At 66.9% G+C, this 14,150-nt stretch carries 1 protein-coding gene; it reads left to right on the top strand.

The window, feature by feature from the left end:
- Positions 1–43: 43 nt before the first annotated feature.
- The coding region (locus AZG88_RS15540; protein ID WP_156517496.1) for a non-ribosomal peptide synthetase at positions 44–14,150 on the top strand (14,107 nt) is incomplete at its 3' end.

Consider the following 14,150-nt stretch of genomic DNA (forward strand, 5'->3'; position numbering starts at 1 on the left):
CCGGTCGACGGCTTATCATCCGCTGTTTCAGGTGTCGTTCGCAATGCAGAACAACGCTTTCCCCGAGGTCGAGTTCCCAGGGTTGGACTGGACCACACTTCCGGCGCCGACCGGAACGTCGCGTTTCGACCTGTCTTTCACCCTCACCCCCGACGGTCACCAGGGTCTGGCCGGAGTCGTCGAGTACGCGAGTGACCTGTTCGACCGGGCAACGGTGGAGGGCATCGCGGCCCGGTATGTGCGCTTGTCGGAGTTGATCGTGGCGGATCCGCGCGGGCGGATCGAGGGGTACGAGATCCTCGAGCCCGACGAGCGCGAGGTGTTACTCCGGACCTGGAACGACACCGTAGCCCCCTTGTCGGAGACCACCGTCGTGGAACTGTTCGAGCGACAGGTGGCGGCGACACCCGACGCCGCAGCGGTGACCTTCTCCGACCGGAGCTGGACTTACCGAGAAATCAACACACAGGCGAACCGGCTGGCGCACTATCTGATCGGCGCCGGGGTCGGCCCAGAAACCGTGGTGGCCGTCGCACTGGAGCGGTCGGAAGAGTTGGTCGTCGCCTTGTTGGCGGTGCTCAAGGCCGGCGGCAGCTACCTTCCCATGGACCCGAACTATCCCAGTGCTCGCGCCGGGACAATTCTCGCCGACGCGGCACCGCGGCTGATCCTGTCCGACACTGTCACCGTGGCCACGCTGCCCGACCACGATATCGACCGGGTACTGCTCGATGCAGACCTGGACCTCGACACGACTGCAGCCGCCGTGAGGGGCCGGGCCGATCACGATCCCGTCGACCGCGATCGGATTACCCCGTTGAGGCCCGATCATGCGGCGTATGTGATGTACACCTCGGGGTCGACAGGTGTTCCGAAGGGTGTCACGGTGAGCCACCGAAGTGTGGTGTCGTTGTGCGCCGGCACTGCCGACCGGGTGGGTGCGGACGCCGCGGATGTGTGGGTGTGGTGCCACTCGGTGGCGTTCGATTTCTCGGTGTGGGAGTTGTGGGGCGCGTTGGCACACGGTGGCCGCGTGGTGGTCGCGCCGTGGGAGGTGGTGCGCTCACCGATCGAGTTGTGGAAGTTGGTGGTTCGCGAACACGTCACGGTTCTCGGGCAGACGCCGTCGGCGTTCTACGGGTTCGGGGAGATCGAGCACGACGACCCCGCGGTCGGGGCCGGTTCGGTGTTGCGCACGGTGGTGCTCGGCGGAGAGGTGGTGGATCCCGCAAGGCTGCGGGGCTGGTATCCGGGCGAGGATTCCCGCCATCCACAGGTGAGGATCGTCAACGGTTACGGGCCGACGGAGACGACGGTCTTCGCGGCGATGTACTCGCTACCCGAATCTCGGAGTGGGCGTGACCGGATGAGTGTCCCCATCGGCGTTCCAGTGGGCGGTGTGCGGGTGTTCGTGTCGGGTGCTGGGTTGACGCCGGTCCCGGTGGGTGTGGTGGGTGAATTGTATATCGCCGGGGTGCAGTTGGCCCGCGGTTATCTGGGTCGGCCGGGGTTGACGGCGGAGCGGTTCGTGGCGTGCCCGTTCGGGGAGCCGGGATCCCGCATGTATCGATCCGGGGACCTGGTGCGGTGGACCGCTGACGGTGTCCTCGAATACGTGGGACGCGCGGATGAGCAGGTGAAGGTCCGGGGGTTCCGGGTGGAACCAGGGGAGATCGAAGCGGTGCTGCTGTCGCACTCTGCCGTGTCACAGGCAGTGGTGATCGCCCGGGAAACCCTCGTCGGCACCGAGTTGGTGGGGTACGTCGTTCTCGATTCCCGGACCGATACCGACTCCCTGGGGTTGCGGGGGTTCGCGGCCGGGTTGTTGCCGGAGTTCATGGTTCCGGCGGCGGTCGTGGTGGTGGACGGGTTGCCGTTGACGGTGAACGGGAAGTTGGATCGGAGGGCGTTGCCGGCACCGGAGTTCACCGGTGGGGTGTTCCGGGCGCCGCGGTCGCCGGTGGAGGAGACTCTGGTGTCGTTGTTCGCGGATGTGCTCGACGTCCCGCGGGTAGGGATCGACGACAGCTTCTTCGATCTCGGTGGGCATTCGTTGTCGGCGACGCAGTTGGTGAGCCGGATTCGGTCGGTGCTGGGGGTGGAGGTCCCGATCCGGATGATCTTCGACTCCCCTGCGGTCGCCGAACTCGCACCCCGGCTGAGGGACGGCCCGGCACGGGTGCCGTTGACTCCGCGGGTGCGGCCCGAGCGGGTGCCGCTGTCGTTCGCGCAGGCCCGGTTGTGGTTCCTGCACCGGTTCGAGGGCCCGTCGGCGACGTACAACATTCCCGTGGCGGTGCGACTCACCGGCGACATCGACACCGGTGCGGTGGCGGCTGCTGTTGCGGACGTCGTCGCCCGGCACGAGAGTCTGCGTACAGTATTCGACGACCTGGACGGTGCACCGGTTCAGCGGGTCCTCCCCGTGGCGGAAGTACCAACTCCGGTGCACGTGGAGAAGGTCGACCCGGCCGGCGTGATGGCTGCGGTGACGGCGGCGTCGAGGTACCGGTTCGACATTGCACACGAAATTCCCCTCCGGGCAACATTGTTGGAGGCCGGACCCCAGGAACACGTCCTGGTGATGGTCCTGCACCACATTGCGGGGGACGGGGGGTCGTTGGCGCCGCTGGCTCGGGATGTGGCGGCCGCGTATGCGGCCCGCGCCGACGGACACGCTCCGGGGTGGGCACCCTTGCCGGTGCAGTACGCCGATTACACCCTGTGGCAGCGGGAAATTCTGGGGAGCGAGGACGATCCGGGCAGTCTGCTGACCGCCCAGCTCGACTATTGGACAACCGAACTGACGGGGCTGACGGAGTGCATCGAGCTACCCGGCGATCGTCGCCGACCGGCCGCACCGAGTTATCGTGGCGGCACCGTGGAGTTCGCGATCGATCCCGGATTGGTTTCGGGAGTGGACGAATTGGCCCGCGGTCGTGGCGCGACACCGTCGATGGTGTTGCAATCGGTGTTGGCAGTGCTGCTCCGCAGGCTCGGTGCCGGGGTGGATATCGCGGTCGGGTCGCCGATCGCGGGCCGCACCGACGACGCGTTGACCGAGTTGGTGGGGTTCTTCGTCAACACCTGGGTGCTGCGCGTCGACGTGTCCGGGAATCCGCGATTCGACGAGGTCCTCGACCGGGTGCGGGTGAAAGCCCTGGGTGCGTACGAGAATCAGGATGCGCCGTTCGAACGGTTGGTGGAGTTGCTGAATCCGACCCGATCGACGGCCTATCATCCGTTGTTCCAGGTGTCGTTCGCCATGCAGAACAACGCTTTTCCGGATGTCGAGTTTCGTGGACTGGACTGGACCACACTGTCGGCGTCGACCGCGACTTCTCGTTTCGACCTGTCCTTCACCGTCGCCCCCGACGAGCAGCAGGGTCTGGCCGGGGTCGTCGAGTACGCGAGCGATCTGTTCGACCGGGGCACGGTGGAGACCATCGCGGCCCGGTATGTGCGGCTGCTCAGGTGCATCATCGAAGATCCGCAGGGTCGGATCGAAGGCTACGAAATCCTGGAACCGACCGAACGCGAGCGGGTACTGCGGACCTGGAACGACACGAGCTCGCCGATACCGGATGCGACGATCCCGGGCCTGTTCGGGCAGGAGGTCGCTGCAACTCCCGATGCCGTGGCAGTGACGTTCGGTGGCGAGAACTGGACCTACCGGGAGCTGAGCAGTCGAGCGAATCGGCTGGCACGCCATCTGATCGGTGCGGGTGTGGGGCCGGAAGTACTGGTGGCGGTTGCACTGGAGCGGTCACCCCAATTGGTTGTCGCGTTACTCGCAGTCCTCGAGGCCGGGGGCGCGTATCTGCCGATAGACCCCCAATACCCGAGTGCGCGGACCGAGTTCATCCTCGCCGACGCCGCGCCGCTGCTCATCCTCACGGATACCGCAACCGCACGCACGCTGCCGGACAGTGACATACCCCGGATACTCGTCGACGTCATCTCGGACGAGGACGGACACGCGGAGGGCCTCAACCCCGACGACAGCGATCGCACCACGTCACTGCGACCGGGCAACACCGCGTACGTGATGTACACCTCCGGATCGACGGGGACCCCGAAAGGGGTCACCATCGACCACTCCAACGTGGTGAACCTGGCGTTGCACGGATGGCCGGACGGACCCGGTGAGCGCGTGTTGCTGCATTCGTCGATGGCGTTCGATGCCTCGGCGTACGAGTTGTGGCCGACACTGCTCAGTGGAGGCCGGTTGGTTGTCGCCCCGCCCGGGTCGCTGGACAGCGAGGTGCTCGAGCGGGTCGTCGACGCGGTTGGTGTGACGTCGATGTTCTTGACGACCCCGCTGTTTCACCTGTTGAGCGATTCGCCGGACCATGAGAGGGGAGCGCTCGACCAGCCACGTCAGTTGGTCACCGCGGGCGATGTGTTGTCGCCGCGCGCTGTACGACGCGTCCTCGCCCGCCACCCGCGCATCACCGTGGTGAACGCGTACGGGCCGACGGAAACCACCGTGTGTGCCACCGCGTACTCGGTATCGGGTTCGACGGGCTTCGACGACCAGGTCAGCGTGCCGATCGGGGTGCCGATCGGTAATGCCCGCGCACTCGTCTTGGGAACCGGGATGGTGCCCGTCCCGGTGGGTGTGGCCGGGGAGTTGTATATCGCGGGATCAGGTGTGGGCCGCGGGTACATCGGCAGGCCGGGGTTGACGGCGGAACGGTTCGTGGCGTGTCCGTTCGGCGAACCGGGCTCACGGATGTACCGCTCGGGTGATCTGGTGCGGTGGACGACCGAGGGTGTGCTGGACTTCGTCGGCCGCGCAGACGAGCAGGTGAAGATCCGCGGAATCCGAATCGAACCCGGCGAGATCGAAACGGTGTTGGTCTCGCACCCCGCAGTGGGATCGGTCGTGACGGTGGACCGGGTAGGTCCGTCGGGGCAGAAGGTGCTGGTGTCGTATGTGGTCGCGGCGCCCGGGGCCGAGGTGGACGTCGAGGCGTTGCGACTGCTCGCGGCGGGCCGTCTACCGGACTACATGGTGCCGTCGGCGATCATCGTCGTCGACCGGATACCTCTCACACCGGCCGGCAAACTCGACCGCCGAGCACTTCCCGAGCCTGATCTCGCATCCGACACCCCGTACCGGGCTCCACGATCCATTGCCGCGCAGACATTGGCGGCGGTGCTGGCCGACGTCCTGGGTGTCGATCGGGTGGGTGTCGACGACGACTTCTTCCGGCTCGGCGGGGACAGCATCATGTCGACCCAGGTGGTGTCGCGGGCGCGGGCTCGCGGCGTGCTGGTGTCGGCGCGAGACGTGTTCGAGCGACGGACCGTCGCCGGGCTGGCCTCCGTCGCGCATCCGGTGAGGGATGACGACTCCGTCGTTTTCGAGGACGTGCCGTTGCCGCGTCCGGCTCCGCAACAGCTGTCGGGCATCGAGGCACGGTATCCCGAGGCCGTGGAGGTGTGGCCGCTGGCACCGCTGCAAACAGGTTTGGTCTTTCACGCGATGCTGGCGTCGGAGTCGGCCGATGTGTATGCGGTGCAGACGGTGCTGGGTCTGTCCGGACAGGTGCATGCGGACCGTGTGAAGGCCGCGGCACAGGCGATACTCGATCGCCACGCGAATCTGCGGGTCGCGTTCCTCACCGAGGGGGTGGCGGAGCCGGTCCAGGTGGTGCTCGAGGGCCTCGTGGTGCCGTGGTGGGAAGCCGACGTCAGTGGTGTCGATGCCGGGGAGCGAGACGACGAACTGGCACGGCTGCTGTCGGACGATGCGGCTGCCGGCTTCGACCTGTCGGAGCCACCGCTCCTGCGTTTCGGTTTGGTCGCGATGGGCGACGAAGACTTCCGGCTGGTGGTCTCGTATCACCACGTACTGCTCGACGGATGGTCGATGCCGTTGCTGATGCGGGAGATGCTGACCGTCTACGGTGCCGGCGGGGACGGAGCCGTACTGGAACCCGTGGTCTCGTATCGCCGGTATCTCGGGTGGCTCGCGACTCAGGATCGGCAACGGTCGCTGCAGGTGTGGGAGGAAGCGCTCGACGGTGCGGAGCCCGCGCTGCTCGCGACCGGGCGCCCGGAATCGGCGCGGGGATCGTCCGTGCTCCGGCGTGCGCTCGACGAGGGCCTGTCGTCGGCGATACCGGAGCTGGCGTCTCGGTGGTCGGTGACGGTGAATACCCTGGTGCAGGTCGCGTGGGCGATCGTGCTGGGCATGCATACCGGCCGCCGTGATGTGGTGTTCGGCGCGACGGTCTCGGGTCGGTCCGGACAGATTCCCGCCATCGAGTCGATGGTGGGGCTGTTCATCAACACGGTCCCGGTGCGGGTCCGGCTTCGTCCCGAGGAATCCATCGCCCGGTTGATCGCCCGGGTTCAGGCGGAGCAGGCGGAGTTGATCGAGCATCATCATGTTCCGCTGCCGGAGATCCAGCGGGTCGCCGGCGTGGGGGCCCTGTTCGACACCTTGACGGTCTTCGAGTCGTACCCGAACGATCTGCGGAGCCTCGCCTCCTTGCTCGAGTCGATAGGCTCCCTCGCGATCACGTCCGTGGATTCATTTGGGGGAACCAACTATTCGTTGACGCTCGCGGTGGAAGCCGGTGAGCGGACGTCCGTATCGCTGTGGTACGACCCAGCCTTGTTCGATGACGACGAGGTGGGTCGGATCGCGGACAGGTTCCACCGAGTTCTGGAATCACTGGTGGCTGCGCCGGAGGGCGCGACGGGAGACATCGACCTCCTCGCGCCGGAGGAACGAAACCTGCTGGTTCCCGTGCGCGGCGCGGCCGCGGAGACGGTCCGGACACTGCCGGAGATTCTCTCTGCCGCAGTCGTACACGATCCGAGTGCGGTGGCGGTCGTGTGTGGAGAGCGCTCGCTCACATACCGGGAGTTGGACGACGAGTCGAGTCGTATTGCACGGGTGTTGATCTCACGCGGGGTCGGGCCGGAATCCACGGTGGCCGTGGCGGTGCCGCGGTCGGTGGAGTCGGTGCTGGCGGTATGGGCGGTGGCGAAGGCAGGTGGTGCGTTCGTTCCGGTGGATCCGTCGTATCCGGCGAGTCGGCTCGAGTACCTGATCGCCGATTCCGCCGCGCGATGCGGAATCACGATCGCCGCGTGCGTCGGTACCCTGCCGAGAACCCTCGACTGGTGGGTGCTCGACGATCCGGAGGTGCGAGCCGAGTGTTCCCGTCGGTCCACTGAATCGGTGACCGATGCGGGCCGGATCGCTCCGTTACGGGCCGATCATCCCGCGTACATGATCTACACGTCGGGGACGACGGGTGAGCCGAAGGGCGTCGTCGTACCGCATCGGGGACTGGGTAGTCTCGCGGCGGAGATGGCGGAGAGGTTCGCCGTCACGGCGGATGCACGCGTGCTGCACGTGGCGTCGCCGAGTTTCGATGCGTCGGTGCTGGAGTACCTGCTGGCGACGGGTTCGGCAGCGTCGATGGTTGTGGTTCCGGCGGGTGTGGTCGGTGGTGAGGAACTGGGCCGGATTCTCGAGAGTGCGGCGGTGACGCACGCGTTCCTCACCCCCACGATGTTGGCGACGGTGCCGGTCGAGCGGATGTCGTCGGTGCGATGCCTGCTCACGGGTGCGGAGGCGGTTCCGGTATCGGTGGTGGAGTCGTTCGCTGCGGGACGGCGGATGCACGACCTCTACGGGCCGACGGAGGCGACCGTGGCGGTCGCGGCCTCGCCGTCGTTATCCCCGCACGGTCCGGTGACTCTGGGCGGTCCGGTCCGGGGTGCGTCCCTGGTGGTGCTGGACACGTGGCTGCGTCCGGTGCCGGTGGGAGTGGCGGGGGAGTTGTATGTCGCCGGGGCCCCGCTGGCTCGGGGATATCATGATCGGACGGGACTGACGGCGGAGCGATTCGTGGCGAACCCGTTCGGCTCGCCGGGTGAGCGGATGTATCGCACAGGCGATGTCGTGCAGTGGACCGAGCGGGAAACCGGTGTAGGACTGGAGTATCTGGGGCGCAGCGATTTCCAGGTCTCGGTGCGGGGCCGTCGGATCGAGTTGGGCGAGATCGACGCTGCGCTCACCGAGCAGCCCGGAATCGGCTCCGTGGTGACGGTCGATCGGAAGGGCCCGTCCGGGCAGACGGTGCTGGTCTCCTACGTGGTCCCCGCAGCCGGGAGTGAGGTGGACGCCGAGAGCGTGCGGACGGTGGCGGCGGGCCGCCTGCCGGAGTACCTGGTGCCCTCGGCGATCGTGGTGCTCGAGAAGTTGCCGCTCACACCGGCCGGCAAGCTCGACCGCAGTGCGTTGCCGGAGCCGGAGTTCTCGTCGAGCAAGGCGTTCCGGTCTCCTCACACCGAGACCGAGGAGATCCTCGCCCGCGTGTTCGCCGAGGTACTCGGCGTCGACCAGGTGGGGATCGATGACGGATTCTTCGATCTGGGTGGCGACAGCATCCGGTCGATCCAGTTGGTGTCGCGTGCGAAAGCGCGGGGTGTGCTGATCACGGCGCGGGATGTGTTCGAGCACAGGACTGTCGCGGGGCTGTCCGAGGTTGCAGTCCTGAACCACGACCCGGATCGGGTCGTGCTCGAGGAGTTGTCCGGTGGCGGAGTGGGGACGATGCCGTTGACGCCGATCGGGCGGTTCCTCCTCGCGCGGGGTGGTGGGTACCGCCGATTCGCGCAGACGATGGTGTTGGAGTTGCCCGACGGTATCGATCGGGCCGGGTTGGCCGCCACCATCGGCGCCGTGATGGCACGTCATGACATGTTGCGATCGCGTGTGGTGACCGATGACGCTGGGGAGCAGAAACTTCGGGTCGATCCCCCGGATACGGTCGACGTGAACCGCCTGATTCGACAGGTCCACTGTGATGACGTACCGGGCGATCCGGCGTGGCTGCGGCTGGCGTCGGCGGAGTTGGATGCGGCCCTGGGGCGTGTGGATCCGGCGGCGGGCGTAATGGTGCAGTTCGTGTGGCTGGACCACGTCCCCCGTGACGGCGACGGTTCGGCGGGTTCGGGTCGGCTGCTGGTCGTGGCCCACCACCTGGTCATCGACGGCGTGTCGTGGCGGATCATCATCCCGGACCTGGCGGCGGCCTGGGCGCGGGTGCGTACCGGCGAACGCCCGGAACTGCCGGCCGGCGGGACGTCTATGCGGCGGTGGGCACACGGGCTGGTGGACGAGGCATTGCGGCCGGGGCGAGTGGCCGAGTTGCCGTTGTGGCAATCGATTCTGGAGGGCCCCGACCCGACGTTGGGTTCGCGCAGACGCGACCCGATCCTCGATGTTCTGTCCACAGTGCAGCACGTGCGGATCCAGGTGCCAGCGCACGCGACAGCGTCGCTGCTCACCAGGGTCCCCAAGGTCTTCCGCGCAGGCGTCGACGATGGTCTGCTGGCGGGGTTGGCGATGGCGTTGACCCGCTGGCGCCGCCGTCGCGGGGTTGTCGAGCCGTCGTCGTTGATATCCCTGGAGAATCATGGTCGCGAGCAGCACGTCATACCCGGTGCGGATCTATCCCGCACGGTCGGCTGGTTCACGACAGCTTTCCCGATTCGCCTCGATATCGCGGGCGCCGATCTCGACGACGCATTCGCCGGCGGGCCCGCTGCCGGGATCGTGCTCAAAGCGGTCAAGGAACAGGTGCTGGCGCTGCCCGACCGTGGCATCGGTTACGGGCTGCTTCGGTATCTGAACGCGGACACCGCACCGCAACTCGGGAAGTATCCGGGCGGACAGATCAGTTTCAACTATCTGGGGCGCATCTCGGCCGCCGATGTTCCCGAGGAATTCCGTGACCTCGGCTGGATGCCCGCGAGCGAGGGAACGGCGCTCTCCGCGACGATGGATCCGGACATGCCGGCGATGGCCGAAGTGGACATCAATGCGATGGTGACCGACGGTCCGGACGGTCCCCGACTCGGTGCCGTGTTCGGATTCCCCGCCGGGGTGCTCTCCCGTGACGATGTTCAGGAACTTGCCGACCTGTGGTGCGACGCAGTCTCGGCACTGGCTCGGCACGCGCAGGGGCCCGGGGCCGGCGGGCTGACACCGTCCGACGTGCCGCTGGTGTCGGTGTCGCAACGCGATATCGAGTCGTGGGAGGACCGGTACCCGGGCGTCGTGGATGTGTGGCCGTTGACCGCGATGCAGTCCGGCCTGTTGTTCCACTCGATGCTGGCCGGTTCGGCGTTCGACGCGTACACCACCCAACTCGTTCTGCATCTCGGCGGACGGGTCGATCCAGGGAGGATTCTCGCTGCGGGACAGGCATTGCTGGATCGCCATGCGAACCTGCGGACCGCGTTCGTCGACGATTCCGAATCCGGGCCGGTACAGGTCGTCCTCGGCGCAGTCGTGTTGCCGTGGCGCGAGGTCGACCTGCGGAACCTTCCCGAGGGCACTCGAGACGGCGAGTTCCAACGTCTTCTCGTCGAGGATCAGGCCACACATTTCGACCCGGCGGCGCCGCCGCTGATCCGGTTCACGCTCGTGACGATGGGACAGGATCGATTCGAGCTGGTGATCACCAATCATCACGTGCTGCTCGACGGATGGTCGATGCCACTGCTCGCCGAGGAACTACTCGTGCTGTACGTCTCGGGAGGCGACGCCGCCGCGTTACCGAGAGCTACGGGGTACCGGAATTTTCTGGTCTGGCTGGCCGCGCGCGACCGAGCCGAATCTTGTCGAATCTGGGCGCAGGCCCTCGCCGGGATCGAAGAGCCGACCCTGCTGGCGCCCGCGCACCAGGAGCGGGAAACAACCTCGGGGGAAGAGCACGTGACGGTCGAACTGCCCCCGGAGACGGCCGCGAGCTTGTCGGTGCGGGCCGCCGAACTGGGTGTCACGCTGAACACCGTCGTTCAGGGAGCGTGGGGGATTCTGCTCGGACAGTTGTCTGCCCGGCGGGATGTGGTGTTCGGCGCGACGGTCTCCGGCCGGCCGGCCGGACTGCCCGGTGTCGAGTCCATGGTGGGCTTGTTCATCAACACCCTGCCGGTGCGGGTTCAGTCCACACCTGGCGACACTGCTGCGGAGTTGTTGACCCAGTTGCAGAAGCAGCAGGCCGGCTTGTTCGATCACCACTACCTCGGGTTGACGGAGATAAACAAGGCCGCCGGGGTGCGCGACCTGTTCGACACCCTCGTCGTGTTCGAGTCGTACCCGATCGATCGCGCCGCGTTGGCAGCCGCAGACCCCATCGACGGAATGGTCGTCACCGGAGTTCATACGATCGACGCGTCGCACTACCCCATGACCCTGATCGCGAGAGTCGACTCCCAACTTCGGTTGACCGTGGCGTATCTGCCGAACCTGTTCGGCGCCGCAGCCGTCGACACGATCGCCCGGCGGCTCACCCGTCTCTTGCAGACAGTCGCGGACGACCCTCACGTCGCCGTGGACCGCATCGACCTCGTCGAACCGGGCGAGCGTCGGTTGGTGGTGGGCGCGTGGAATGACACTGCGGTCCTCGTGCCGGAGGTGACACTTCCCGACCTTTTCGAACGCCAGGCGGCTGTCACGCCGGAGTCGGTGGCCCTGACGTCCGACGACGAGCAGCTGACGTATCGAGAGGTCGGCGAGCGAGCGAACCGGTTGGCTCGGAGACTGATCGCGCACGGCGTCGGTCCGGAGTCTCTGGTCGGTGTCGCCGTGCGACGTTCGATCGATCTCGTGGTGGGAGTCTATGCGGTCGTGACGGCGGGTGGAGCATATGTGCCGATCGACCCCGACTACCCCAGCGAACATATCCGGCACATGATGGAGTCCGCGGCACCGGTCTGTGTGTTGACGCGATCGACCGACCGCGTACAGATCCCGGGCGGCGTCCCCGTGCTGGAGATCGATGGCGCGCAAGGACCTGATGTCGACTCCTCACCCGTCCGCAACGAGGATCGAATCACCCTGTTGAGGCCGGGTAACACGGCGTACGTGATCTTCACGTCCGGCTCGACGGGCCGGCCGAAGGGGGTCGCTGTCAGCCATTCGGCGATCGTGAATCAGTTGCTGTGGATGCGGGACCATTTCGGCTTCGACCACGACGACGTTGTGCTGCAGAAGACCCCCGCGACATTCGATGTGTCGGTGTGGGAGATGTTCCTACCCCTGGAGGTCGGGGCGCGGCTGGTGATCGCCAAGGCCGAGGGACACCGCGATGCGGCCTATCTCGCCGAGATGATCAGATCGGAGAAGATCACCACCGGCGACTTTTCGCCGTCGATGCTGGCCATGGTCGACGAGAGACTCGAGCCGGCTGATTGCGACTCGCTTCGACGAGTCTTCTGCGGCGGCGAAAACCTGCTGTCCTCGACGGCACGCCACTTCATGGAGCGCAGTGGCACTGCGCTCCACAACGTGTACGGGCCGACCGAAACGGCCCTTCAGGTCACCCACCATCGATGCGGCCCGTCGAAGGACACGAGCGCGCCGATCGGCGCGCCGGTGTGGAACTCCCAGGTCTTCGTGCTGGGTGCGGGGTTGGTGCCGGTTCCGGTGGGTGTGGTGGGCGAGTTGTACATCGCCGGGGTGCAGCTGGCCCGCGGTTATCTCGGCCGGTCGGGGTTGACGGCGGAGCGGTTCGTGGCGTGTCCGTTCGGGGCGGTGGGTGCGCGGATGTATCGGTCGGGGGATTTGGTGCGGTGGACCGCCGAGGGTGAGCTCGAGTTCGTGGGGCGCGCGGACGAGCAGGTGAAGGTGCGGGGGTTCCGAGTCGAACCCGCCGAGGTCGAGGCGGTGCTGCTGACGCATCCTGAGGTGGCGCAGGCGGTAGTGGTGGCCCGCGCCACCGGCAGTGGCACCGAGTTGATCGGATACGTGGTTCTCGACATCGACGGGGTCGACGGGTCGAGTGATCCGGCGGCCGGGGTTCGTCGTTTCGTGGCCGGGTTGTTGCCGGACTTCATGGTTCCGGCGGTGATCATGGTGGTGGATCAGCTGCCGTTGACGGCACACGGGAAACTGGACCGGAAAGCGTTGCCGGAACCGGAGTTCACCGGCGGCATGCTGCGGGGTCCGCGGTCGCCGGTGGAGGAGACTCTGGTGTCGTTGTTCGCGGACGTGCTCGACGTCCCGCGGGTGGGAATCGACGACAGTTTCTTCGACCTGGGTGGGCATTCGTTGTCGGCGACGCGGTTGGTGAGCCGTATTCGGTCGGTGTTGGGTGTGGAGGTTCCGATCCGGGTGGTGTTCGAGTCCTCGACGGTGGCGGAGTTGGCACCCCGACTCAGGGAAGGCCCGGTCCGGGTGCCACTGACCGCGCGGGTGCGGCCCGAGCGGGTGCCGCTGTCGTTCGCGCAGGCCCGGTTGTGGTTCCTGTATCGGTTCGAGGGCCCGTCGGCGACGTACAACATTCCGGTCGCGGTGCGACTCACCGGCGACCTCGATACCGGTGCGGTGGCGGCCGCTGTTGCGGACGTCGTCGCCCGGCACGAGAGCCTGCGAACCGTGTTCGGTGAGGAAGGGGGTGTGCCGTTCCAGCAGATCCTGCCGGCTGAGCAGGTCGTCGCGGAACTGCCGGTTCAGATCGTCGACGTGCGGGACAGCACTCTGATGGATGCAGTCGCGGAGGCGGCGGGCTGTCGAGTCGACCTGTCGGTAGAGATACCCCTGCGGGCCCGCGTTTTCCGAGTTTCCGAATCAGAGCACGTGCTGGTACTGGTGCTGCACCATATCGCGGGGGACGGGGGTTCGTTGGCGCCGTTGGCCCGCGACATCGCGGTCGCATATGCGGCGCGGACCGACGGCGAGATGCCGGGGTGGGTGCCGTTGCCGGTGCAGTACGCCGATTACACGTTGTGGCAGCGGGAGATCCTGGGCGACGAGTCGGATCCGGAGAGTGTGCTGGCCACTCAGGTCGATTATTGGCGTAGCGAGTTGGCGGGGCTGCCCGAGTGCATCGACCTACCCACCGATCGGTGCCGACCGCCGGCACCGAGTTACCGCGGCGGCACGGTGGAATTCACAGTCGCACCGGAACTGGGTTCGGAGGTAACCCAACTGGCCCGCAGCGCGGGGGCGACACCCTCGATGGTGCTGCAATCTGTGCTCGCGGTGCTGCTCCACCGGCTTGGCGCGGGGGAGGACGTTGCGATCGGGGGACCGATCGAGGGTCGCACCGACGACGCCCTGACCGAGTTGGTGGGGTTCTTCGTCAATACCTGGGTGCTGCGGGTGGATC

This window comes from Rhodococcus sp. LB1, assembly GCF_001583455.1.
Taxonomy (GTDB): domain Bacteria; phylum Actinomycetota; class Actinomycetes; order Mycobacteriales; family Mycobacteriaceae; genus Rhodococcus_F; species Rhodococcus_F opacus.